Here is a 25,327-nt window from a genome sequence, read left to right as displayed (position 1 = left end):
TTATAAAAGAGATATTTCTGTTCGTCTTTTCGATCTTACCTACTGGTCAATGCCAGTTACAAAATCTGGTTTTACAATGCACCACTTATCACCAAATACACTTTGGGACAAATATCAATATTACGATTCAGATGCAGGAAAGTGGACCATCGACTATTATGGAAAAATGGTTATGGAGACGGGTAAAGGCTATAATATAAGAGCCCCTCAATCTGCAGATGTTTACGTACCGTCTAACTTTACTGCTGAGTTCACAGGTGTTCCTAATAACGGAACTATCCCTGTTCCTGTTTTAGATGGAAAATGGAATTTAATTGGAAACCCTTATCCGTCTGCGATAAGTGCACAGCAGTTAATGACTGATAATCCAGCTTTAGGTACTTTGTATTTCTGGGGACATGAATCGCTTCCAATCCTAAACCCTGCTGATGGTAAATTTTATTATAATAGTGACTTTACCGCCTTCAATGCTTCAGGATCTACTGTAGGAGGAAGCGGAACTCCTTTTAATGGATATATTGCAGCTGCGCAGGGATTTTTTGCAAGACCAGAAGCCGCAACAGTAATCTTTAATAATGCTATACGAAGACCAGGCAATAACGGCCAGTTTTACAAAACAGCAGCATCTGAGGATATTGAGAAAAATCGTGTCTGGCTGAATTTTACAAATTCAGACGGCGTTTTCAAACAAATTTTGTTAGGCTACATCGAAGGTGCAACAAATATTATTGACCTTAATTATGATGCTGTTTCAATGGGCGCTAATAATTTTGTCGATTTTTACAGTATTAACAGCAATAAAAAACTAACCATACAAGGACGTGCATTACCGTTTGAAAAGAGTGACCAAGTTCCTTTAGGATATAAGTTATCGTCTAAAGGCGATTACACCATTTCAATTGATCATGCTGATGGAATTTTTGATAATCAAGATGTATATTTGGAAGATAAGGAAACAGGAAAAACAACAAATCTGCGTCTGGAAGATTATAAGTTCACAACAGCTGAAGGATCATTCAACAGCCGTTTTGTTCTTCGTTTTACTTCTAAAACATTAGGAACAGACGATTTTGAGAATATTTCAGATGGAATTATAGTTTCAGTCAAAAATAAAATAGTAAAAATTACTGCTTCAAAAGAAGCAATCAATGATGTAACTATTTATAATGTACTCGGTCAGGAAATATTCAGCAAAAAGAAAATCAACAGCACAGAATTCCAAATTTCGAATTTGCAGACTGGAAATCAGGTTTTGATGGTAAAAACCAGTTTACAGAATGGTCATGTTTCGACAAAAAAAATAATAATCAACTAATTCATAAAACAAGAAACCCATCAAAATTTGATGGGTTTCTTGTTTTTATTCTTCTTTTAATTCGTCAATTACTTTCTTTATTTCTTTGGCAGACTTTGCATAAAATTTATGAACCCACCATTCTAAAGAAATCCCCATAAAAAGCACTACAAAAACAACAATCAAAAAGAATCCAAATAATTGTCCATTAGAGAATTCCTGATCCAAAAATCCTGGTATTTTTGTAAATGTATAGTAGTAAAAACCCAGTAAATACAAAACTAAAAACGGTGTTAATGCAAAACCAAACGTTTTATACAATTCCATATTTAATCTAATATCAAAATAGGTCTCATACAAACTGTCTTTTGTCGTCAAAGCTGTCTTATTCAATCGTTGGTAAAAGAAATAAAATTTTGCCAGATAGAACACGCAAACTGCTACGAAAAGACTGTAAAGCAAATAATACAACAAAGTTATTTTCGGTGAAAAACTACATATTAAAGGAACTATCCCTATTAAAACAACAGAAAATATTTGGTAAATAAATTCATTTTTTAGATTTTTTTTAATTTTATCCAATGGCGTATTAGCAGATTGGATTTTTTCTAAGTCTTTCGGCAGAATAACATTTTCAGGTTTTTCGTTATTCCAGGCATTTTGTATATCGTTAAAATCCATATCCCTGATTTTTTATAATTTCTTTTAATTTTTCTTTCGCTCTGTTTAATTTTACTCTGGCATTTCCTTCTGAAATTCCGAGATTCTGACCTATTTCTTTATGAGAGAAACCTTCTAATTGATAGAAAATTATGGCCTTATCGATTTTTTCCAGTCTTTGCAACGCTTTGTAAAAATGATCCAGCTGACTTTCTTTTATATGAGCATCATTTTCGTCTTCCTTTATATTCTCTGAAGCGATTTCATATTTATCAACCTTTCGTTTTTCTTTCCTTAAAAACACAATGGCGGTATTTACAGCAACTCTATACATCCAAGTCGAAAACTGGCTTTCATTTCGAAAAGAATCATACGACTTCCAAAGCTGGCAGACAATTTCCTGAAACAAATCCTGCTGATCATCAAAATTATCCATGTACATCTTAGAAACTTTATACAAAATTCCCTTATGGCTTTCTATCCGATTCAAAAATTCTTGTTCTTTCTCTTTCAAAACAGATTCAGTTCATTACAGGTTTTACAGTGTATCCTTCTTTTCTCAATAAATTAATAACGCCAAGCTCACCTCCCAAATGTCCCGCTCCAACTGCAAAGAAAATCCCATTTTGCTTCATTAACTCAGGCATAACTTTTACCCAGTTTACATTTCTATTATCAAGAATCTGCTTTTTTGTTTTCTCGGTTGTAAATTTTTCATCGGTTGTTAAAGCATACATAGCATCAATATTTTCATTTTTATATGCAGTAACTAATCCATCCGTTTCCTCAGAAGTTGATTCTTCCAGAAGCTTTAAAACCTCATCATTTGAATAGGCATTTTCCAGAATTTCAAATTGCGATTTAACGGTTTCAAGACCAAAAATGGGAACATTTCTTTTTTTAGCTGCATCTGAAAATTCCATTTCATAAAACTTAAGGTCCGCACAGCCAAAACTTTTCATAGAAATTAAACTCAAGACAGTCAAAAGACTAAAGCTGTCTACTTGCTGTACATTCATTCCGGTGCTCTTCTTTAAAATTACATCTAATTTTACCAATTGTTCTGGGCTTAACTTTTTACTAAGCGGTTCTTTTCCCATCGCCAATTGCTGCATCTGACTCATTTCTGCAGGATCTGTAAAATTGATTTCTAAAAATAATTTGTCTGAAGCTTCAAATGCCTTTTTTGCTTTTTCGGATAAAAAATAATCCTTTGAACAAATCATATGAATGGTTCCATATAAGTAAGACGGTTTAGTAAGACCTTTTCCTGAAACTTCCCAAAGCAGAGAATTTTCGAGTTTTGGAGATTTTGTCTGTGCCGCACCAGCAATAGTAAAAAAGAATATAAATACTGCTATTATCGATTGAAAGATTGTTTTCATATTATATTTGGTTTATTTGATTACTACTCGTAAGTAATCGAATAATCAAAATGTTACAAAAAAAACTGTAAACTTTTTTAAAATCCATAAAAAGAGGATTTTGGAAACATTTTTTATCTAAAATTCAGCTTTACAATTATTGCACTTATATCTATATTTTGAGTAAAAAGGCATCACAACAAAAAGCAGTGAAAGAAGAAATGCGAAAAATGATTTAATATCTTTTATTGAAGTAACCATTTCTACTTGTTCTGCATCGCATTTAGGACATTTAATTAAATTATTTTTTTCGTCTAAGGAATATTGGCTTACTGATAATAGAATTTCATTTGCTCTTTTAAAGTCTTTACTTTCAACGAAGAGTTTAACTCCTCCAACGGCGTTGCTCCAAATCGGATTTGAATCTACAACATGATGATCACGAATGTAAACTTCAATTCCTTCAGATTCCAGCTTACCACTAAATATGAGCGCTTCTGATGAATATTGATAACTTTGAACCAACTTAAATTCTTCTTCCATAATTAAAAAATAAAATCCCTTACCAATTCTAAAACCTGATTAATCTCTTGATGAGAATTAAAACTGTGAATACAAAAACGCAGACGCTCCTGCCCTTCTGGAACGGTTGGTGAAAGAAATGCCTGCACATCGAATCCTTTATCTTGAAGTTCTTGTGCCAGCTGTTTTACATTTTCATTGCCGGGAACAATAGCAGAATGTATCGCAGATTTACTGTGTACAAACATTGGCTTTAGTCCTAATAAATTTTTCTGCTGATTGAAATATATAATATTTTCGCGAAGTTTTTGAATTGCTTCATTTTCCAACTCTAACTGTTGATAAGCTGTAAAGATTGTCGCGACAGCATTTGGAGACAAACCCGTTGTGTAAATAAAACTTCTTGCAAAATTCACAAGATATTCTTTGAGTTCAGCAGATCCTAAAATCGCTGCACCTTGACATCCTAAACCTTTTCCGAATGTCATAATTCGAGCAAAAATTTTATCCTGCAATTGCAAGTATTGAATTAGACCTTCTCCTTTGTCTCCAAAAACACCAAGTGTGTGCGCTTCGTCAACAATTAGATAACAATTGTATTTTTCTGAAAGCATTATCAATTCTTCCAAATTGGGAGTATCTCCATCCATTGAAAAGACACTTTCAGTAACAATATAAATCGCTGAACCTTGAAATTTAAGAATCAGCTCTTCTAAATTTTCAAAATCATTGTGGATAAATTTATAGGATTGAGCACTAGACATTGCAATTCCATCTTTTATTGATGCATGACAGAGTTCATCATACAAAACAACATCATTTTCCTGCGGTATAGCGCTAAAAAAACCAATATTGGCATCGTAACCCGAATTAAAAATTAAAGCAGTTTCTGCATCATGAAATTGGGCTATAAAATTTTCCGCAATTGGATAAAGAGAATGATTTCCAGAAATCAATCTTGAACCTGTAGAACCGTTCTGAAATATTTCGTTTTCCACCAAATAGGCATGAACATTTCTAAATATAACTTCCGATTTTGCAAACCCAATATAATCATTAGAAGAAAAATCAACTACATTATTAAATGCAGGCAGTTTTCTAAGCAGATTGTGCTGCTTATAATTTTCTATTTTATTATTGAGGTTTTCAGGCAGTTTCATAAAGCAAAGTTATAAAATTGAAGTTACGACAAAATATACAGCTGACTAAAGAATCTGCTGTTTAAAATATATTAATCTTCCAGAAGTAAAAACAAAAAAGCCAGACAAATCTGTCTGGCTTTTGCTTATTGTAAAATTGTTTTAGTCAACTAATACAATTATTTTATTGTTTTTCATCTCGATAGTTCCTGACTTAATATCTAAAGTATAAGTTTGGTCATTTACTCTCTTGAATTTATCAACTGCTTCCTTAGAAAAACTGAAGCTTGGAGCTGCAATTTTAATCGTTCCTTCTTCTAAAATAGAAACAATTGGCGCGTGATGATTTAAAATCTGAAAGCTTCCATCAACTCCTGGCAAAGTAACTGATGTTACTTCTCCCGAAAATAATTTAGCTTCTGGTGATACTATTTCTAAAATCATAACTGTTTTTTAAAGTTCCAAATTATAAAATTCCAAATTCCAATATTGGAATTTGGAATTTTTATTTTTGATGTTTATCAAGCTTTGCTTGATTATGCTTCAGCTAACATTTTTTCTCCAGCTTCGATTGCATCTTGAATAGAACCTTTCAAGTTGAAAGCAGCTTCTGGAAGGTGATCTAACTCACCATCGATAATCATGTTAAATCCTTTGATAGTATCTTTAATATCAACTAATACACCTGGGATACCTGTAAATTGCTCCGCAACGTGGAAAGGCTGAGACAAGAAACGTTGTACACGACGTGCTCTAGATACAGATAATTTATCTTCTTCAGATAACTCTTCCATACCAAGAATAGCGATGATATCTTGTAATTGTTTGTATTTTTGAAGAATCTCTTTTACTCTTTGTGCACAGTCGTAGTGCTCATTTCCTAAGATTTGAGGAGTTAAAATTCTTGAAGTAGAATCTAACGGGTCAACCGCAGGATAGATACCTAACTCAGCAATTTTACGAGACAATACTGTTGTAGCATCTAAGTGAGCAAACGTTGTTGCCGGCGCCGGGTCAGTTAAGTCATCCGCAGGAACGTAAACCGCTTGTACAGATGTAATAGATCCTTTGTTTGTAGATGTAATACGCTCTTGCATAGCTCCCATTTCAGTTGCTAAAGTTGGTTGGTAACCTACCGCAGATGGCATACGACCTAAAAGTGCTGATACCTCAGAACCTGCTTGTGTAAAACGGAAGATATTATCAACAAAGAATAATACATCTTTACCTTGATCAGATCCAGCTCCATCACGGAAATACTCAGCAATAGATAATCCTGAAAGTGCCACACGTGCACGAGCTCCAGGAGGCTCATTCATTTGTCCGAAAACGAAAGTAGCTTTAGACTCTCTCATTCCTGGCATATCTACTTTAGATAAATCCCATCCTCCATTTTCCATAGAGTGCATGAAATCATCACCGTATTTAATAATTCCTGACTCTAACATCTCACGAAGTAAGTCATTTCCTTCACGTGTTCTTTCACCTACTCCAGCGAATACTGAAAGTCCACCGTGACCTTTTGCAATATTGTTGATCAACTCCTGAATCAATACTGTTTTACCAACACCTGCACCACCAAACAATCCAATTTTACCTCCTTTTGCGTAAGGCTCGATCAAATCGATTACTTTGATACCTGTGAATAAAACTTCAGATGAAGTTGATAAATCTTCAAATTTAGGAGCTTGTCTGTGAATAGACAAACCGTTTTCACCTGTTTTTGGCAAGTTTCCTAAACCATCAATCGCATCTCCAATTACATTAAATAATCTTCCGTATACATCCGGACCGATTGGCATTTGGATTGGATTTCCTGTTCCAACTACTTCATATCCTCTTGACAAACCGTCTGTAGAGTCCATAGAGATTGTACGAACAGTGTTTTCTCCAATGTGAGATTGTACTTCAAGAACTAAAATAGTTCCGTCTTTTTTAGTGATTTCTAGTGAATCATAAATTTTTGGAAGTTCAACATCTTTACCGTTGAAAACTACGTCTACTACTGGTCCAATGATTTGAGCAACTTTTCCTATTACTTTTGACATTACTTATGTATTTATTAAATAGCTATTTAGGTTTATCGAAAATACCTCTTTTTTCAGAGCGCAAAGATAATTTTTTAAAATATAAAATCAATTTTTTTTTCATAAAAAATACCATGATTTTGTTTGATTCATAAAACTTCCTTAAAAAATAACAAAAACAGCATTTTTTTAAGCAAAAGAAAAAAAACCGCTGCATCCTAAAAATGAGCGGTTTTTTCAAGTTAAAATAGTTTTTATTACAATTTAGCAGGAAACAAAACCTGATAATTACCAATATCCACACCTTTTAAGTTTGAAGCATACTTAGCATTAATCGCTTCGATAAATTTATTAGCAATAAATGCATATCCTCTTGGAGTAGGATGAACCCCGTCTAACGAAAACATTCCACCGGTAACAAATGTCGCTTTCAATGTAAAATTATTCATTGTAATTCCGTTTGGCTTATTTAAATCAGCCATTATTGATTCTGCATCGACAATAGCTAAGCCATTTGCCTCGGCAACAGTTTTTATAGTCAAATTATAAGCCGCAGTAGCAACTCCAATTTCCGCTACTTCAGAAGGCAGTAAAACATATCTGTCTGGCAAAGGAAAAGTAACGCCTAATTGCGACAAAGAAGGCGAAGGCGAAGCAACTCCATCAGCCGCTACACTTGGAACTTTCCCAATTCTAGATGAAGCACCTAAAACAATTAAATCTGTAGGAAGCGCCTGTCTGGCTCTTCCAAAAATCTGTCCCATCACCGTAGCAGTAGTAACATCTAATCCACCACCCATTAAAACCGCTCTTAAATTTGCTGAAAGATCAGGTAACGTTTCGTCTACAATTAACAACGGATTATTTCCTGTTGCAGACAAAAGATTGATTCTATTTCCTTGTCCTAAAAAAGCCAAAGCATTATGTAAAGGCCCGTACAATTGAGCATTTAATGTACTTACCAAACTAACTCCGCCTACACTCAAATTAGCTTGCGTCAACTGATTATACGTAATCACATGAAAATGAGGCAGCGTTGTAATAACTGGCAAATTAGCCACAACTCCTTTTCTTCCTCCAGAAACGAGCTGACTAACTAAAGCCTTATACGTGGCATCAAAAGTCGCAGTAGGCGTCAAAGGATTTACCGTTGGATCTCCACCTGCAGTTGCATAACCTAATTCATCATTCCCTCCAATCCATAGAGAGAAAAAAGTAGGGTTCTGACTTAAAGCATCCGCCAAAACTGTAGTTGTTGTACTTGATGCAAAACGAGCAAAGTAAGGATTTGCTGTTCCCGTGGCCACACCCGCGGGATTACCATAACCAGGAGCCAGCAAATGAAAGCTTTTAGCACCAGGCACTCCTAAATTACCAAAAGTTCCAGACAAATGTGCTGTAACTTCTGTTGTCGGAGTTCCTTCAACTGGAATTGGAGTGCTGTTAAAATATAGTCTAGGACCAAAAATAACATTTCCACCCAATAACAATCCTCCTATATTATCATTTGAAAAAGGCGTTTTAAATTCTCCTCCTCCAACTAAAGCAAACTGCTGCGCTAAAATATTCGGATAAGCTCCTTCCTGCCCTTTAATAAATAAAGCATTATCACTAAAACCCGCTGCAAAAGAATCTCCTAGTGCAACATATTTAGAAAAATCTGCACTTCCCGCGGTCAAAGGTTTACCATCAGACGAATCTACAGGAACAACTACATCATCATCACTATTACAAGCCATAAAGGTTAATGAAACCAATACAAGCCACTTGAAATTTTTTATCATAATTTCTATATTTTAAAATTATCTATTTCCAAATATTAATTCAGAAACCTAAATAATGAATTTACTTTGAGTTAATAATCAATTATGGGTTAATAGTCCAAGAAGCAAAATACTGCTGTCCGATTAATCCTGCTCCGATAACTTGATAGTATTCTTTTCCACCAATATTTGCCGCACCTAATTTTACAACCGATTTCAATTTTGGAATTCCATAATTTATCTGAGCATCAATTACAGTTGCAGACTTAATTATACCATCAGCAAAACCTGCCTGCCATTCGTATTCGCTATTCCATCTTCCACTTACACTAAATCCGAAATTTTTAAATAGTTTATCATTTCCAATTGACATTTTAACTCTATGTTTTGGCGTATTAAAACCAGCTTCAAAACTCGCGTCTTTTTCCTGATCAAAATCAAATTGAGCATAGTTGTAATTCACCCCTAATTCAAAATCAGAAATTATTTTTCTAGAAAGTCCAACACCAAAACCTAATGAATGTATTTCGACATCTGAGTTAGTATACAATTGATACACTCTATATTCTCCATTTTGAATAGCTCTTACTGATTGAACACCTGCATCTGTAGTTCCCGCAGCAAGATTTGGATTATCTTGAGCTGTTCCGTAATAAGGAGCAATTACATTTAAATTCCCAATAAAGTTATTGTAGATATTATAGTAAGCATTAAGATCAACAGACATACCTTCAAAAACAGAACGATACCCTACCTCAAACGCTTTCACTTCTTCAGGTTTTACATAATTGGCTGTTGATTTTTTTAATAATGCCGCCGCTGCGATTGGATTACTTCCTGCCATTGCAGAAAAAGCACTAACCGAACTCGCTAAGTAAGAGTTACCATAAGCATCTACACCTGTCATATCTTTTGTAGCATTGCCATTGCTGTAAGACTGCCCTTCAGCGCTTAATGCGAACGTCTCACTAAATCTAGTTAAGTTGTCTGGCGCAGAACCAATCAACACAGCACTTCCAATATTAAACCCGATATACTGATCTTGAGTTGAAGGATTTCTAAAACCGGTTTGGAAAGATCCTCTAAAATTATGATTTCTCTTCTCTCCACCTGAATACACTAAAGACAAACGCGGTGAAAAGTTTCCATCAAAGTTTTTAGATTTATCATAACGAAGAGAGCCAGTAAATTTCAATCTGTCATCCATGAATTTTTTCATCAATTGAGCATACGTTCCATACTCATTATAATTGATTGGGCCATTTGCATCCGTATAAATTCTACCATGAGAATTCAACTCATACGCCCTAAACGAACCTCCAACCTGAATTTCGGCAAATTTTATTAAATCTCTAAAGTTATAGTTTGCATCAGAATGATAGATTTTTGAGTTATCTACCAATTTTGACCCAGAAAGAACATCTTCTTCATTTATAACTTGATTAAAAGCGTTTTTAAACTCCGCTGTTCCGGGTAAAAAACGACCTGTATCCGCAGTTGCTCTACCCGCTGCATGCGCCTGCTGCGGTGTCATACCAGCCAAAGTCCCTTGAATATACGCTCCAGCATACTGACCAAACCATGTATTATCGTCTTTCCATTTTCTATTTACATTAATACCCGTAAAAACCATATCATAAGAATGCCCTCCATCTTCGGAAGTCATATAACCTCTCACAAAAAAGTTCTTTCCTTTAAATTCTAATTTATGCTGCTGCATAAAAAAGTCATTTAAATAATATCTGTTCGCTCCCTGATAAACCGCATTACCAGTACCAAATTTACTTTGCCAAATGATTTCTAATCTTTCATCTCCAAAAGGCCTTCCATGAAAAGAAAAGTCAACTTTTTTATTTGCTGCTTTATTATCAGTCAAATCTATTTCATTATATCCAGTTCTGCTTACAATTGAATTTGGCAGAAGATTAGATGCTCCTGCAGGAATTATCCCCATTGATTCAAGCTTTAAACCAACTCCTTTAATGTTTGTCGAAGCTTCATCACCATACACATTTATACCATCATAACTTGGATCTGTTCTGTCTAAACCATTTCTTGTTTTATCATTATAATTTGTAGCATACCAATCTGTAGCCTGCATATAAGTGAAGTTCGCTTTCGCAGCAAAATATTTATTGAACGCGTGAGCAAATCGAATACCAAAATCATAGTAACTATTTGTACCCGCAGCTTCTTGAGAAGTTGCGCCATATTTAAAATAAGTAGAAATTCCTTGGTTTGTAAACGGACTTTTACTCGTCATAAATAAAATTCCGTTGAATGCATTCGCACCGTATAATGCAGATGATGCACCTGGAAGAAGTTCCACACTCTGCACATCAATTTCCGAAACTCCAATCATGTTTCCTAAAACGAAATTCAATAAAGGAGAGGAGTTATCCATACCGTCTACCAACTGCATAAAACGCGTATTGGCAACGGCGGCAAATCCTCTGGTGTTGATTGATTTGAAAGACATACTACTGGTATTCATTTGTACCTCTTTCATATTTTCTAAACCATCATAAAAAGTCGGAGAAGCCGTTCTTTTAATTTCCTGAATACCCATTCTTTCAATTGTCACTGGAGATTCTAAAACCCTTTCTGGTGTTCTAGAAGCAGAAACTACTATTTCATCTAATTTAGTTTCTTCATCTATTAAAATTACATTCAGTTTTTGATTAACTGTCATTACATTAATCGTTTTTGATTCAAATCCCACCGCAGAAACTTTTACAGAAAAAGGCAGTTTAGTATTTGTCGTCAATTTAAATGATCCGTCAAAATCAGTGGAAGCACCACTATTCTCACCGACAACAACAACATTGGCACCAGGAATAGATTGTTTGTTACCATCTGTAACCGAACCTGTTATTGTATTCTGCGCAAAAGATATTCCGCTGAATAACAACATAATTAGCAAGTAGACTCTCATTGGGTTAGTTTTTTTGTTAGTATATATAGCCAAAATAAACAAATATTTCCATATACATAAAAAAACGTTAAATAAAATTAATATTTACCAGGTATTTGTACAATATTTTAACTATTTGCTAATTGAATTTGTTGTAATAAAAACAAAGAAAACAAGAAGAAAAACCAATTTACTATGCATACATATAAATTTTTGACAAAAAACTGAAAAATTCATAAAAATGCATAACCTGAAAAAAAAATTGATAATAAAAAAAAGCGAGACCTAAATCTCGCTTTTTTAACATATTTATATTTTAAAATAAATCTATTCTACTGTAACCGACTTTGCTAAGTTACGCGGCTGATCAACATTACAACCTCTCATTACAGCTATGTAATAAGAAAGTAATTGTAACGGAATTGTCGTAACTAATGGAGACAACGCATCTGAAGTTTCTGGAATTTCGATTACGTAATCTGCCAATTCGCGTACTTGAGTATCTCCTTTTGTAACAACAGCAATAATTTTACCGCTTCTTGATTTAATTTCCTGAATGTTACTTACAATTTTATCATAATGTCCTTGTTTAGGAGCAATTACAATAACAGGCATAAGTTCATCAATTAAAGCAATTGGACCGTGTTTCATTTCCGCTGCTGGATAACCTTCGGCATGGATATATGAAATCTCTTTTAACTTTAAAGCACCTTCTAAAGCAACTGGGAAATTATAACCTCTACCTAAATAAAGACAGTTTGGCGAATCTTTAAAAGCAGCCGCAATTTCTTTTGCTTTATCATTAGTCTGCAATGCTTCAGCAACTTTTTCAGGAATGATTTCCAATTCTTGAAGATAGGTACGGAAATCTGTATTTGATAATGTTCCTTTTGCTTTTCCTAATCTTAAAGCGATCATAGTTAAAACAGTGATCTGAGTAGTAAATGCTTTTGTAGAAGCAACTCCAATTTCTGGTCCAGCATGCGTGTAAGCACCTGCATGGCTTTCTCTAGAAATAGAAGAACCAACAACGTTACAAACTCCAAATACAAATGCTCCGTTTTCTTTAGCCAGTTTTATAGCCGCCATAGTATCTGCAGTCTCACCAGATTGCGAGATAGCTATAACTACGTCATCTTTATTGATAATTGGATTTCTATATCTGAATTCAGAAGCATATTCTACTTCAACAGGAATACGTGTAAACTCTTCAAAGATATATTCTGCTACTAAACCTGCATGCCAAGAAGTTCCGCACGCAACAATTAGAATTCGCTTAGCGTTTAAGAATTTTTCAATATTATCTTCAACACCTGCCATTTGAACAATTCCTTCATTTGCATGAAGTCTTCCTCTGTAAGTATCTTTAATAACACTTGGCTGTTCGTAAATCTCTTTTAACATAAAATGATCATAGCCGCCTTTTTCAATCTGCTCCAAATTTAATTGAAGTTCCTGAATATAAGGATCAACCAAAGAGTCATCTTTAATTTTTCTAATTTTGATTGCCTTGTGAAGTCTGATATTTGCCATTTCTCCATCTTCCAAGTACACCGCATTAGAAGTGTATTCGATAAATGGCGATGCATCAGAAGCAATAAAATACTCTCCTTCACCAACTCCAATTGCTAACGGACTTCCTAATCTAGCCGCAACAAGTTCGTTTGGATTTTTTTTATCAAAAACAGCAATTGCATATGCTCCAACAACTTGATTCAATGCAATCTGAACTGCTTTACCTAATTTAATCTTTTCTTTCTTCTGAACTTCTTCTATTAAATTAACTAAAACCTCCGTATCTGTATCCGATTTAAAAGTATAGCCTCTTTTTATAAGCTCTTCTTTTAGCGGAGCATAATTCTCGATAATTCCATTATGAATAATCGCAAGATCTCCAGAATTTGAAAGATGAGGATGTGAATTTACATCATTCGGAACACCATGTGTAGCCCAACGTGTATGTCCAATTCCAATATTTCCATTTATTGTAAAACCTTCTTCAGCTTTAGCTTCAAGGTCTGACACTTTACCTTTTGTTTTACAAACTTTTATACCCGACTCGTCGTCATACAACATAACGCCGGCACTATCATACCCTCTGTATTCAAGTCGCTTTAGCCCCTTGATTACAATAGGATAAGCGTCTCTATGACCGATATATCCAACAATTCCACACATATATATTTATTAATTTGGTTTCGTGTAGTAGACCTGAAGTTTTAATCTTTTATCATCTGGAACAGAAGCTTTTCCGCCATATAAGATCGTACCTAAAGGACTCATAACCGATGTTCTCGGCGCTTGTGATATAGTTTCGTTCTTTTGTTTTAATGCATTTGAGGCAACAACCCCAGCACTTAGAGAAACAACTATTCCTAAATCAACATTTTTAGCTGTCGCATCTTTTATAAGATTACGAATATGACTTGTAATTCTAAGTTTATAGCTTTTTCCTTTTTTATCAGAATCAAGAATAATCAAACCGCCAAAAGGATCTGCAGGGTCTGCAGAATAATCTGCCAAAACAGTATTATTGGTTAAATCATACAAGTAAACTCTCTGTGGCGCTTTTGTAGTACCCATTTTATCAGCGTCAATATAAAAAACAAGATTTGCTTCGTTTACTTTCCAGTTTTTATAGACAACATTATTTCTAATTTCGTCTAATTCATCAGGAACCTGATTTGCTCCAGTTTTTACAGTACCATCAGCATTATAACTAAGTACATCTGTCTGATTAAAAAGTTTTACAACCGCCAGAGAACCCTGACCACCTTTTAAATACAGTCTCTCGTCGCCTGCGGTTTCATTCACATTTGTTGTAACAGCATTTTGATAATTAGCTTCTCGATCATCTTGAAGAAAACTAGCTGTGTTCGCAACGGCACCAGAAAGAACAGATTTGAAGTTCACTAAAATTTGCTTATCCTCAGTTGCATCTCCATCCGTTGTCGCAGCAGTTTTAGCTTTATATTTAATAGTAATCACACCTTTAGAAAAATCTAACATAGCCATATTACTGTTAGCCCCCGATTTTTCTACCATGAAATATAAACCTCTAAAATATTCTTGAAAAAGATCCTCGCTAGACAGCTTCGATGCTGGTGCATTTAAAATCTTTTCTTGAAAAAAATCTTTTCTAAGATTAAGCACCATTTGTGGTGCCGTTCTCGTAACTGTTTCCACTTTAGTATCAGGATCAGTCGTTTTAGTTACAATTTCAGCAGGATCAAAATAGAATTCTACATTTTCTTGAACTGGTCCATTATTCAACAATGCCTTATTTGCATTACTAAAAAAATCATTGTTTTGGTCTGTGTAATAGAATTGAGGCAATTGAGAACCACCGCTAAAATAACTGCTTCTCATTTGATAACCCGACTCGTATACACTCAACTTTAATTTAAAATCCTTTCCTTGACCTCCATAGATAGAATCCAGCACATATGTATTTGCTCCATCAGTACCAGTGGCAGTTATATGATTAAAATAGGGAATAGTAAGTACAGCACTTTCAATTACAGGAGATTCTCCAATTGTAACTGGATATGAAGCTAAAGCCAATTGTGTAGCAAAGTTAGCCGTAGTAGTACCAAACAACGGATTAGTAAAAATACCCAAAGCATTTACAGCCAAATTATTAGACTGTATTGGCGTTACTTCTTGATTAAAAGCTAAAACACTATATTCTTCTGGTTCAAGACCAAAATGATCATCCCCAATTAAACCATCACCAATTGCATTAAAATCTTTATCGCAAGAATATAAACAAACAACAATTAAAGCTAAAAGAAATTTCTTAATAAAAGAAGTATTATACATGTTTTATAATAAAGTTAAAATTTAAAGTCCAAACGTTCTATAGAAATTTGTATAAGCGTCAGCAAATGCATCTTTCGGGGCGAAAGGTAAAAAAGGTTTTCCTGAAGATTCTATAAATTTTGTTAAACTTGGAGAAACATTTTCTGATGCTATAATTACTCCATCAGAGTGTAATATGCTAGCTTTTAAAACATTCTCATAATTTGGAACTTCTAAATCTGAAACAGCTTCGTGTGGAACACCATCAAATTTAACTTTATTTATCATCTCCAAATCTAAATTTTCATCAAACGACTGTCCGTAAACAGAAGTAATAATTTTAGTTTCAGAAAATAATGCTTCATTTTTATAATAATGCTTCATGTAGATTGGAAGCATCGCCGCAAGCCAGCCGTGAACGTGAATAATATCCGGAACCCAGTTTAATTTCTTTACTGTTTCAACAACACCTTTTGCAAAGAAAATTGCTCTTTCGTCATTATCAGGATATAAAACACCCTCCTCATCTGCAAAGGTTGCTTTACGTTTAAAGTATTCATCATTATCAATAAAGTAAACCTGAATTCTTTCTTTTGGAATTGATGCAACTTTGATAATCAATGGCATATCTAAATCATTCACTACCAAATTCATCCCAGAAAGTCTAATTACTTCATGCAGTTGATGTCTTCTCTCGTTGATATTCCCGTATCTTGGCATGAAAATTCTTATCTGACCGCCTTGATCGTTAATCATTTTTGGAACGTCATAAGACATTAAAGAAACCTCATTTTCAGCCAAATAAGGCACGACTTCAGATGATACATATAATATCCTCTTATCTTTCATAATAGTATTTTACTTAATTTTGGTAATAAAAACGTCGCAAAATTACAAAAATTTATGCAGTTTATAACTAATATATTATGTTTGCACTAAATTTTAATAATACCTCAATGCATATTTTCTACAGTAAAGCAGCTTTGATAGCCTATCTTAAAACTATCAAAACCGCAAATTCAACTATTGGATTTGTACCTACAATGGGCGCTTTACACCAAGGTCATTTGGCTTTAATGCAGCGTTCGTTAAAAGAAAACGACGATACAGTTGTAAGCATTTTTGTCAATCCAACTCAATTTAACAATCCTGAAGATCTGGCAAAATATCCAAGAACACTGGAAGAAGATATTAAGAAAATGCGTACATTAAGTGACAAAATCATTTTATACGCACCTTCTGTCGAAGATATTTACGAAGGAAACACAATTTCTCAAGATTTTGATTTTGATGGATTGGAAAATCAAATGGAAGGAAAATTCAGGCCGGGGCATTTTAATGGCGTTGGAACAATCGTAAAAAGACTTTTTGAAATTGTAACTCCAACAAATGCTTATTTTGGAGAGAAAGATTTTCAGCAGCTTCAGATAGTTAAAAAGATGGTCGAGAAAACAAATTTACCCGTAAATATTGTGGGCTGTCCAATTTTTAGAGAAGAAAATCAGCTGGCTATGAGTTCCCGAAACGAACGATTAACTGCACAGGAAAGAAAAGATGCTTCTATCATTTACAAAACTTTAATCGAAGCAAAAGACATTTTTCAAACTCAAACTCCAGAAGAAACTGTTGAATTTGTAGAAAATTCTTTCAAAGACAATAAAGAGTTTGAACTTGAATATTTTGTCATTGCTGACGAATCCACACTTTTACCTATCGATCAGAAAGAGAATGATAAAAAATATCGCGCATTTATAGCGGTATTTGTTAATTCTATAAGACTGATTGACACCATTTCATTAAATTAATCTAACTTTGCAGCATGCAAATTCAAGTTATAAAATCAAAAATTCATCGCGTTAAAGTAACGGGTGCCGATTTAAATTATATTGGCAGTATTACTATTGATGAAACTTTACTAGAAGCTTCAAACATTATTGAAGGCGAAAAAGTATCTATCGTAAATATTAATAATGGCGAACGTTTTGAAACTTACGCGATTAAAGGTGAAAAAAATTCAGGCGAAATCACTTTGAATGGTCCTGCAGCAAGAAAAGTTCAAAAAGATGATATCATCATTATCATTTCTTATGCTACCCTAGAATTTGAAGAAGCTAAAACTTTCAAGCCTTGGATTATTTTCCCTAATGAAAATGACAATTCGCTGACTTAATCTTTTCTTTTTTCTTAGAATTTCCCTTATTTGTCAAAAGTTATTTTGCACAAAAAACTCCTCTTTTGTCTCAATCAGAAATGATTTTGACTCTAAAACACTGTGCTTCAAATTTAAACCTGCTTAACAAAGAAGCAAATAAAATAGTATATTGCTACACTATTTTTAATACTTTTTAATTCACTGAAATGCCACAAATCATGAAGAAAGTTTACCTACTAGCGATTTTAATTTCAATCTCGTCTTTTGCCCAAAAAACGTTTGATAATATTAAATCGGAAAAACTGGGAGAAGAACGTAGAATTACGATTGGACTTCCTGCTTCTTACGAGGCAAACAAAGACAAAAAATATCCTGTTCTTTATTTATTAGATGGAGATTACTTATTTGATCCTTTTTCTGGAGCGGTAAGTTATGGTTCTTATTGGGATGATATTCCAGAAATGATTATTATCGGAATTCACCAAAACAAAGACGGTGAACGTTTTGACGACACAACAATCGACCAGAATAACGGACTTCCTTTTGAAAAAGGAGCGCAGTTTTTTGAATTTATTGGAGCAGAATTAATTCCGTACATTGAAAAAAAATACCGCACTTCTCCTTTCAGGATTATTGCCGGACATGATTTAACAGCAAGTTTTGCCAATTTTTATTTATACAAAGAAAATCCAATTTTCAATGCTTATATCTGTTTGAGTCCAGAATTAGCGCCAAAAATGGAAGTTCGTATTCCGGAAAAATTTGCCAAAATTAAAGAGCCTATTTTCTATTATTTATCTGCTTCCGAAGGCGATATTAAAAAAATAAAAGAACCAATAGAAAAATTAGACAGCAATATTAAAATTGCAAATAATCCGTTAGTAAATTACAAATACGAATTATTTAAAGGCACAACACATTATACAGAAGTACTGCATTCTATTCCAAGTGCACTTTATCAGATTTTTGAGGTTTACAGACCAATAAATTCTGCCGAGTACAACAATAAAATTGCCGTTCTTCAATCTGGTTATGCCGAATATTTGGAAAACAAATACAGTGAAATGTCAAAAGTTCTGGGAGTACAAATTCCAGTTCGTATGAGTGATTTTAAAGTTATAGAAAATATTATTTTAAGAAATAATGCTTACAGCGAGTTAGGCAAAATGGCCGAAATAGGAAATGTAAATTATCCAAAAGCTATGCTGGGAGAATATGAACTAGGATTAATGTATGAAAAACAAGGCGATCCTAAACATGCTTCAAAAAAATACCAAAACGCTTCGCAAATGGAGCCGATTGGAGATTTGAACAAAGATTTGATGTATGAGAAAATCGACGAAATGAATACACTTTCGAAAAAAAAGTAAATAATGTCAAAAGTTAAAACTTCCTTTTTTTGTCAAAACTGCGGAACGCAATATTCCAAATGGCAGGGACAATGCAATGCCTGCAAAGAATGGAATACGATTGCCGAAGAAATTATTCAAAAACAGGAAAAAGTGGCTTGGAAGAGTGAATCTACTCCAGCCGGCAAAGCGCCAAGACCTTTAAAAATAAACGAAATTGATTCTGCTCAGGAAGTTCGCATGGATACAACTGACGGCGAATTAAATCGCGTTTTGGGCGGCGGTCTTGTCCCTGGATCTTTGACACTTTTAGGAGGAGAACCTGGAATAGGAAAAAGTACGCTTTTGCTTCAGGTTTCTCTAAAATTACCTTATAAAACATTATACGTTTCTGGAGAAGAAAGTCAGAAACAGATAAAAATGCGCGCCGAAAGAATAACACCAAATAGCGACAACTGCTATATTTTGACGGAAACTAAGACGCAGAATATTTTCAAACAGATTGAAACCATTCAACCTGAAGTCGTCATCATTGACTCGATTCAGACTCTGCATACCGACTATATCGAATCGACAGCCGGAAGTATTTCTCAAATTAGAGAAACAACTGCCGAACTTATCAAATTTGCCAAAGAAAGTAATATTCCTGTAATCTTAATTGGTCACATTACTAAGGATGGAAACATTGCTGGTCCCAAAATTTTGGAGCATATGGTAGATACGGTTCTTCAGTTTGAAGGCGATCGAAATCATATTTATAGAATTTTACGTTCTTTAAAAAATCGGTTCGGTTCTACATCAGAACTTGGAATCTACGAAATGCTCGGAAGTGGTTTGCGAGAAGTCAGCAATCCCTCTGAAATTTTGATCTCCCATAAAGACGAGGAGTTATCTGGAACCGCAATTGCCACAACTCTTGAAGGTATGCGTCCGTTAATGATCGAAATACAATCGTTGGTAAGTACTGCAGTTTACGGAACACCACAACGAAGCACAACTGGCTATAATGCTAAAAGACTAAATATGATTTTGGCTGTTTTAGAAAAAAGAGCAGGATTTCGTTTAGGAGCAAAAGACGTTTTCTTAAACGTTACCGGAGGAATTTCTGTTGATGATCCAGCAATTGATTTGGCAGTTGTAGCCGCCATTCTTTCATCTAATGAAGATATTCCTGTTGGAAAAGGTTTCTGCTTTGCCGGGGAAGTTGGGCTTTCTGGCGAAATTCGTCCTGTAAATCGTGTAGACCAACGCATTCAGGAAGCCGAAAAACTAGGTTTTGATACTATCTTTGTTTCTAAATACAATAAAATTGCTTTAAAAAACACGGGAATTAAAATTGAACTTGTAGCAAAAATAGAAGATGTCGCCAGCATTCTTTTTGGTTGATTTCTGATAAAAATACCACTATGAATTTTCCAAAACAAAAAATATACAAAGCATTAAAAATACTAGCCGTAGTATTGGTTTTGCTTTGCATCGGATTGTATTATTTCCGAAATTCACTTTTAAAGCAGGCAATTGCAAAAGTAACCCATAAAATGGCTGTTGAATATAACAGTAATTTTTCTGTAAAATCGGCTTCGTTTGATGGCTTGTCTACTATACATTTGACAGATGTGGTTTTGGCACCGATAAATGCGGACACATTATGCAAAATTAAAAACGTAGAAACCAGCATAAGTTTAAGCAGTTTATTGATAGGCGATGTTCAAGTCGGTACTTTAAAAATTGATAATGGTTACATTCAATTGGTCAAAAAAGGCAAAAAACGAAATTTTGATGCTTTCTTGAAGAGAGATCGAGAAGAATCAGAGTCAAACGAAAAACGTAAGTATGGTACTTTTGCTTATAGAATCATTTCCAAACTCTTGAATTTAGTTCCAACTGATATGGATTTGAAAAACTTCAAATTCAAAATCGATGATAACGGAAAACAAACTTCTGTCGATGTAAATAAATTAGTTTTAAACAACAAACAACTAGAAACCAACCTGCATGTACAGGCAAAAGATTTTGACCAGCGCTGGAACATAAAAGGTTTTGCAGATCCAAGAAATAAAAAAGCCGATATCCGATTTTTCAATTTAGACACTGGCGCAATCCGCGTTCCTTATCTGGACCAGCGTTATAACTTAAAAGCAAGTTTTGATTCGATTCGATTAAATGTTCAAAACATTGATAAAAGCGGCAGTGAACTGCATATTGACGGCTATACTTCTATCGCGAATCTTAAAATCAACCATCCAAAAATTGCGAGTAAAGATGTGGTTATAAAAAATGCGCGTTTTGATTACCGCTTTTTATTGGGAGATAGTTTTATTTCTATCGACAGCACTTCAACAATGCAGTTAAATAAAATTAAAGTACGTCCTTACATTTCTTATGATACTGAAAAAGATACGGTTTATACTTTAAAAATGGATATTCCGAAAATGAAAGCTCAGGATTTTATCGTTTCGCTTCCAGACGGTTTATTTACTCATTTTCAAGGAATGCAGGCAACTGGAAATTTCAATTATAAACTGGATTTCAAGTTCAACAAAAACAAACCTAATACACTTGTTTTCGACAGCAAACTCAATAAGGAAGATTTAAGAATTACCAAATACGGCGAAGCCGATTTAAATAAATTAAATAGCGAATTTGTATACCGCGCGATTATTCAAAATGTATTGCAGCGCCCTGTTTTGGTCGGAAATGCAAATCCGAATTATACGCCTTTAGACCAGATTTCCCCTTACTTAAGAAAATCTGTTTTAACAACAGAAGATCCGTCATTCTTTTCACATCGCGGCTTTATTAATGAAGCTTTCAAACAATCGATTCTAAAAAACATCAGAACCAGAAAATTCTCTCGCGGTGCCAGCACAATCAGTATGCAATTGATAAAGAATGTCTTTTTGACTCGTGAAAAAACGCTTTCGCGAAAGCTTGAAGAAATTTTATTGGTTTACATTTTAGAAAATAACCGAATTGTAAGCAAAGAAAGAATGCTAGAGGTTTATTTCAATATTATCGAATGGGGACCAAATGTATACGGAATTGGTGAAGCGAGTCATTTTTATTTCCAAAAAAGTCCTTCGGCTTTAAACGTTGACGAATGTTTGTACTTGGCAACGATTATTCCGAAACCAAGAAAATTCATGTATCAGTTTAATGACCAAGGCAATCTCAAAGATTATGCTATTAAAAATCAGAAATTCCTAAAGAACCTAATGTTCCGCCGCGGTCTTTTGGTTCCTGAGGATACGATTGGTTTATTGCCGGTTTATATTTCAGGAAACGCCCGATCTTTAATTAAAATTAAAGTTCCAGATTCTACTGCGATTAAAAATGATTCGTTATTGTCTATTGAAGAGGAATTTGATTTGTAATCGTTTTTATTCCCATAAAAAAAGCGCTGTATATCTAGAGTTATACAGCGCTTTTTTTAAAATATTCCGTAACAAGTGAAATCTTTGTCTCAAACATGTCATAATCCATCTAAAATTATTGATATTTGTAATCTATATCTTGCAAAAAAAATAATTAATCATGAAAAAAAAAGAAGCTACATCTGTTTTATTGCTATTTTGTGTTTTTGCATTAGCTCAAAAACCAATTTTTACAACAGCTAAAGTAAAATCAGCAACAGTATACTTTAATGCCGCCGAAATTTCGCAGACCGCAGCAGTAACCTTACCAGCAGGAACAACTGAAATTGTGATAAAAAATGTCGCAGCATCACTAAACGAAAGTTCTATACAGATTGGTGCACCATCAAATGTTACAGTATTATCTGTACAGTTTACGAATAATTACATATCAGAATACGAATCTGACACAAGATCTCCAGAGTTGAAACGCGTAAGGGACAGCATTTCTTTGGTTCAAAAAGAAATTCTGAAAGTTCAAAATATAATTAATTCTGAAACCAAAACGATTGAGCTTTTAGACAAAAACCAACAAATTTCAGGCGTAAACTCAGGTTTAAATGTAACCGAATTAATAAAAATGGTTGATTATTATAAAAATAAACAAATCGAGATTGCCAATAACATTAACAACCTTAACGAAAAAGAGCAAAAATTAAATGAGCTGCTATATAAACTTCAAAACAAACTACAAATAAATGAAGGAAAGGAAGAAAAGACATCATCTGGTAAATTAATTATTCAGATTATGAATACTACCGCGGGTGTAGTTCCCTTGGATATTTCATACTTAACTAATGATGCCGCCTGGGTGCCTTTTTACGATTTACGAAGTGATGGAGTATCATCATCAATAAATATGATGTACAAAGCTCAGGTTATTCAGAATACGGGTATCGACTGGAAAAAAGTTAAACTTACGCTATCAAGTGGACTGCCCAACCAAAACAATCAAGCGCCAATGCTTAGTTCATGGTTTTTGAGAAACTATGTACCAACAAACCTTGGTTATAATCAAAAAAACCGGATGAATCAGTTACAAAGTTCATCTGCAGCAATGAGAAAAACTAATGATGAGGTTGTCGAAAAAGCAACACCTGTTCCATCTCCAGTTATGACCGAATCATCTATTTCAAATTACACAACTGTTGAGGAAAACCAGCTTATTGTTTCTTTTGATATTGATATTCCTTATGACATATTATCAAATGGAAAAATACACAGTGTTTCACTAAAAGAAATAAAACTCCCGGCAACTTATAAATATTATGCTGTACCAAAAGCAGAAAACGAAGCTTTCCTTTTAGCAGAAATTGCAGATTACAGCAAATACAATTTACTAAGAGGCGAGGCCAATATTATTTTTGAAGGTATGTATGTTGGTAAAACTTTTATAGAGCCAAATCAAACAAGCGACACTCTCAATTTAAGCATGGGTCGCGATAAAAAAGTTTCTATTAAACGCGAAAAAGTTGCTGATAAATCAGGAACTAAGTTTTTCTCCTCAAAAAAAGAACAAGTTTTTACATATGACATAATTGTCCGAAACAATAAAAAAGAGATTGTCGAATTGTTATTGAAAGATCAATATCCTTTAAGCACGAATAAAGAAATAGAGGTTGAACTATTGCAAAGCGACAGCGCAAAGGTGAACACAGAAACAGGAATATTAACTTGGCAATTTGACCTAAAACCAAGTGAAACCAAGAAAATCAGAATGAGTTATAAAGTCAGATTTCCTAAAGATCAGAGCTTAAATTTATAAATTCCAGTACTTAAAAAAATTCCCGATACAAAGTGCATCGGGAATTTTTTATCCTGCCTTCTGACTTGATCTTCTAGAAAGCCTGCCCTCAATTACGGCGCCGGATCAGGAATAATTGCTTGAACAGCATCAATTTCTGCAAGGATTTCTTTAGAAAGAACGACATCAATTGTATCGATATTTTCTTTTAATTGTTCTAAAGTGGTAGCTCCAATAATTGAACTTGTTAAGAATGGCTGCTGCAGTACAAATCCCATTGCCAATTCGGTTAACGTTAAACCATGTTTTTTAGCGATGTCCTGATACAATTTTGTTGCTTGCGTACATTGTTCGCTTTTGTAACGTGTATATTGCGGAAAAAGATTAACTCTCGCTTTTGGATGACTTTCACCCGTTAAGAATTTACCTGTAAGAACTCCAAATGCTAAAGGTGAATATCCTAACAAACCAATATTTTCATATTTCGAAACTTCGGCAGAATTTACTTCAAACAAACGATTCAACAAAGAATACGGATTTTGAACGGTTTTGATTCTTGGCAGATTGTTGTATTTGCTTTCTTCCAAAAGACGCATCATTCCCCAAGCATTTTCATTTGAAACTCCAATATGTTTGATTTTACCTTCTTTGATTAATCCGCCAAACGTTTCAAGGATTTCTCTAAAATTATCTTCCCAAACATCATCGTGTCCGTGAAAAGCACGCTGTCCGAAATTATTCGTTTTTCTTTCCGGCCAGTGCATTTGATACAAATCTATATAATCTGTCTGAAGTCTTTTTAAGCTGTTTTCAACCGCATATTTTATACTCGCAGGCGAAAAATCCACCTTCTCACGCATGTATCCAAAATTCGCGTTTGGACCCGCAATTTTTGATGCTAAAATTACTTTATCTCTATTTCCTGATTTTTTAAACCAGGTTCCAATAATTTTTTCTGTACTTCCGTATGTAGCCTCACTCGCAGGAACGGAATACATTTCTGCGGTATCAAAAAAATTCACTCCCCTTTCAAGAGCATAATCCATTTGAGCGTGCCCTTCTTCTTCTGTATTTTGCTGCCCGAAAGTCATCGTTCCAAGGCATATTTTACTAACTTTTATGTCGGTGTTGGGTAATGTTGTGTATTTCATTTTTTTCTTAAAGGTTCAAAGTTGCAAAGAAACA

20 protein-coding genes are annotated in these 25,327 nt (G+C 34.2%); 7 read left to right on the top strand and 13 right to left on the bottom strand.

Translation table 11 applies throughout. The features are described from left to right. Window positions 1-1,315: T9SS sorting signal type C domain-containing protein (locus tag BSF42_RS10425; protein WP_141248446.1), on the top strand; the 1,315-nt coding region annotated here is incomplete at its 5' end. Window positions 1,316-1,360: 45 nt separating this feature from the next. Here BSF42_RS10425 and BSF42_RS10420 read toward each other — a convergent pair. The 12 genes from BSF42_RS10420 to BSF42_RS10365 all read right to left on the bottom strand — a co-directional run bounded on the left by BSF42_RS10420 (window position 1,361) and on the right by BSF42_RS10365 (window position 16,333). Continuing rightward, on the bottom strand, window positions 1,361-1,975 hold the full coding sequence (locus BSF42_RS10420) for a hypothetical protein (protein WP_095953018.1): 615 nt from the start codon (window positions 1,973-1,975) through the stop codon (window positions 1,361-1,363). Next, window positions 1,965-2,468: an RNA polymerase sigma factor gene (locus tag BSF42_RS10415; RefSeq protein WP_095953017.1), complete on the bottom strand. Its 504-nt coding sequence runs from the start codon at window positions 2,466-2,468 to the stop codon at window positions 1,965-1,967. Before BSF42_RS10415 ends, BSF42_RS10420 begins: the two co-directional genes overlap by 11 nt. A 7-nt stretch (window positions 2,469-2,475) precedes the next feature. Next, window positions 2,476-3,339 carry a TraB/GumN family protein gene (locus BSF42_RS10410; protein ID WP_095953016.1) on the bottom strand — a complete coding sequence of 288 codons (864 nt, stop codon included), beginning with the start codon at window positions 3,337-3,339 and terminating at the stop codon, window positions 2,476-2,478. Window positions 3,340-3,456: 117 nt separating this feature from the next. Further along, on the bottom strand, window positions 3,457-3,861 hold the full coding sequence (locus tag BSF42_RS10405; RefSeq protein WP_095953015.1) for a hypothetical protein: 405 nt from the start codon (window positions 3,859-3,861) through the stop codon (window positions 3,457-3,459). A 2-nt stretch (window positions 3,862-3,863) separates the two neighbouring features. Further along, on the bottom strand, window positions 3,864-5,000 hold the full coding sequence (locus BSF42_RS10400; protein ID WP_095953014.1) for a pyridoxal phosphate-dependent aminotransferase family protein: 1,137 nt from the start codon (window positions 4,998-5,000) through the stop codon (window positions 3,864-3,866). Window positions 5,001-5,141: 141 nt separating this feature from the next. Further along, window positions 5,142-5,423 (bottom strand): F0F1 ATP synthase subunit epsilon, encoded by a 282-nt coding sequence (locus BSF42_RS10395; RefSeq protein WP_095953013.1) that lies wholly within the window; start codon window positions 5,421-5,423, stop codon window positions 5,142-5,144. A 92-nt stretch (window positions 5,424-5,515) separates the two neighbouring features. Next, window positions 5,516-7,027 carry a F0F1 ATP synthase subunit beta gene (gene atpD / locus BSF42_RS10390; RefSeq protein ID WP_095953012.1) on the bottom strand — a complete coding sequence of 504 codons (1,512 nt, stop codon included), beginning with the start codon at window positions 7,025-7,027 and terminating at the stop codon, window positions 5,516-5,518. Window positions 7,028-7,263: 236 nt separating this feature from the next. Further along, window positions 7,264-8,790 carry an SGNH/GDSL hydrolase family protein gene (locus BSF42_RS10385; RefSeq protein WP_095953011.1) on the bottom strand — a complete coding sequence of 509 codons (1,527 nt, stop codon included), beginning with the start codon at window positions 8,788-8,790 and terminating at the stop codon, window positions 7,264-7,266. 82 nt (window positions 8,791-8,872) lie between these two features. Next, entirely contained in the window at window positions 8,873-11,704 is a 2,832-nt protein-coding gene (locus BSF42_RS10380) for a TonB-dependent receptor (protein WP_095953010.1), read from the bottom strand. Window positions 11,705-12,010: 306 nt separating this feature from the next. Continuing rightward, the gene (gene glmS, locus BSF42_RS10375) at window positions 12,011-13,861 is read right to left on the bottom strand and encodes a glutamine--fructose-6-phosphate transaminase (isomerizing) (protein ID WP_095953009.1); all 1,851 of its coding nucleotides are present in this window, start codon (window positions 13,859-13,861) and stop codon (window positions 12,011-12,013) included. Between the two features lie 9 nt (window positions 13,862-13,870). Then, window positions 13,871-15,505, bottom strand: coding sequence for a DUF4270 domain-containing protein (locus BSF42_RS10370; RefSeq protein WP_095953008.1), 1,635 nt, complete (start codon window positions 15,503-15,505; stop codon window positions 13,871-13,873). Window positions 15,506-15,526: 21 nt separating this feature from the next. After that, window positions 15,527-16,333 (bottom strand): glycogen/starch synthase, encoded by an 807-nt coding sequence (locus BSF42_RS10365; RefSeq protein ID WP_095953007.1) that lies wholly within the window; start codon window positions 16,331-16,333, stop codon window positions 15,527-15,529. Between the two features lie 77 nt (window positions 16,334-16,410). On the opposite strand from BSF42_RS10365, the gene panC reads away from it, so the two are divergent. From panC to BSF42_RS10335, 6 genes are all read left to right on the top strand, one after another. After that, window positions 16,411-17,289: a pantoate--beta-alanine ligase gene (gene panC, locus BSF42_RS10360; RefSeq protein WP_095953006.1), complete on the top strand. Its 879-nt coding sequence runs from the start codon at window positions 16,411-16,413 to the stop codon at window positions 17,287-17,289. 14 nt (window positions 17,290-17,303) lie between these two features. Continuing rightward, entirely contained in the window at window positions 17,304-17,654 is a 351-nt protein-coding gene (panD, locus tag BSF42_RS10355; RefSeq protein ID WP_026727479.1) for an aspartate 1-decarboxylase, read from the top strand. Between the two features lie 200 nt (window positions 17,655-17,854). Then, window positions 17,855-19,006: an alpha/beta hydrolase gene (locus tag BSF42_RS10350; RefSeq protein ID WP_095953036.1), complete on the top strand. Its 1,152-nt coding sequence runs from the start codon at window positions 17,855-17,857 to the stop codon at window positions 19,004-19,006. A 3-nt stretch (window positions 19,007-19,009) separates the two neighbouring features. Further along, complete coding sequence (gene radA / locus BSF42_RS10345) at window positions 19,010-20,371, top strand: DNA repair protein RadA (protein ID WP_095953005.1); 1,362 nt, start codon at window positions 19,010-19,012, stop codon at window positions 20,369-20,371. Window positions 20,372-20,391: 20 nt separating this feature from the next. Next, window positions 20,392-22,359: a transglycosylase domain-containing protein gene (locus BSF42_RS10340; protein WP_095953004.1), complete on the top strand. Its 1,968-nt coding sequence runs from the start codon at window positions 20,392-20,394 to the stop codon at window positions 22,357-22,359. 160 nt (window positions 22,360-22,519) lie between these two features. Next, on the top strand, window positions 22,520-24,163 hold the full coding sequence (locus tag BSF42_RS10335) for a DUF4139 domain-containing protein (RefSeq protein WP_095953003.1): 1,644 nt from the start codon (window positions 22,520-22,522) through the stop codon (window positions 24,161-24,163). A gap of 92 nt (window positions 24,164-24,255) precedes the next feature. Here the strand turns inward: BSF42_RS10335 and BSF42_RS10330 are convergent, their stop codons facing one another. Further along, window positions 24,256-25,293, bottom strand: coding sequence for an aldo/keto reductase (locus tag BSF42_RS10330; RefSeq protein WP_095953002.1), 1,038 nt, complete (start codon window positions 25,291-25,293; stop codon window positions 24,256-24,258). Between the last annotated feature and the right edge of the window lie 34 nt (window positions 25,294-25,327).

This window comes from Flavobacterium sp. ACN6, from assembly GCF_002304005.1.
GTDB lineage: Bacteria > Bacteroidota > Bacteroidia > Flavobacteriales > Flavobacteriaceae > Flavobacterium.
This window is presented reverse-complemented; position numbering and strand designations above follow the sequence as displayed.

Bases quoted from the DNA above. Each gene is read 5' to 3' on its own strand.
- BSF42_RS10385 (WP_095953011.1), bottom strand. From the start codon at position 8,790: ATGATAAAAAATTTCAAGTGGCTTGTATTGGTTTCATTAACCTTTATG.
- panC (WP_095953006.1), top strand. From the start codon at position 16,411: ATGTTTGCACTAAATTTTAATAATACCTCAATGCATATTTTCTACAGT.
- atpD (WP_095953012.1), bottom strand. From the start codon at position 7,027: ATGTCAAAAGTAATAGGAAAAGTTGCTCAAATCATTGGACCAGTAGTA.
- glmS (WP_095953009.1), bottom strand. From the start codon at position 13,861: ATGTGTGGAATTGTTGGATATATCGGTCATAGAGACGCTTATCCTATT.
- BSF42_RS10350 (WP_095953036.1), top strand. From the start codon at position 17,855: ATGAAGAAAGTTTACCTACTAGCGATTTTAATTTCAATCTCGTCTTTT.
- BSF42_RS10340 (WP_095953004.1), top strand. From the start codon at position 20,392: ATGAATTTTCCAAAACAAAAAATATACAAAGCATTAAAAATACTAGCC.
- BSF42_RS10420 (WP_095953018.1), bottom strand. From the start codon at position 1,975: ATGGATTTTAACGATATACAAAATGCCTGGAATAACGAAAAACCTGAA.
- BSF42_RS10370 (WP_095953008.1), bottom strand. From the start codon at position 15,505: ATGTATAATACTTCTTTTATTAAGAAATTTCTTTTAGCTTTAATTGTT.
- radA (WP_095953005.1), top strand. From the start codon at position 19,010: ATGTCAAAAGTTAAAACTTCCTTTTTTTGTCAAAACTGCGGAACGCAA.
- BSF42_RS10380 (WP_095953010.1), bottom strand. From the start codon at position 11,704: ATGAGAGTCTACTTGCTAATTATGTTGTTATTCAGCGGAATATCTTTT.
- panD (WP_026727479.1), top strand. From the start codon at position 17,304: ATGCAAATTCAAGTTATAAAATCAAAAATTCATCGCGTTAAAGTAACG.
- BSF42_RS10365 (WP_095953007.1), bottom strand. From the start codon at position 16,333: ATGAAAGATAAGAGGATATTATATGTATCATCTGAAGTCGTGCCTTAT.
- BSF42_RS10330 (WP_095953002.1), bottom strand. From the start codon at position 25,293: ATGAAATACACAACATTACCCAACACCGACATAAAAGTTAGTAAAATA.
- BSF42_RS10410 (WP_095953016.1), bottom strand. From the start codon at position 3,339: ATGAAAACAATCTTTCAATCGATAATAGCAGTATTTATATTCTTTTTT.
- BSF42_RS10400 (WP_095953014.1), bottom strand. From the start codon at position 5,000: ATGAAACTGCCTGAAAACCTCAATAATAAAATAGAAAATTATAAGCAG.
- BSF42_RS10395 (WP_095953013.1), bottom strand. From the start codon at position 5,423: ATGATTTTAGAAATAGTATCACCAGAAGCTAAATTATTTTCGGGAGAA.
- BSF42_RS10335 (WP_095953003.1), top strand. From the start codon at position 22,520: ATGAAAAAAAAAGAAGCTACATCTGTTTTATTGCTATTTTGTGTTTTT.
- BSF42_RS10405 (WP_095953015.1), bottom strand. From the start codon at position 3,861: ATGGAAGAAGAATTTAAGTTGGTTCAAAGTTATCAATATTCATCAGAA.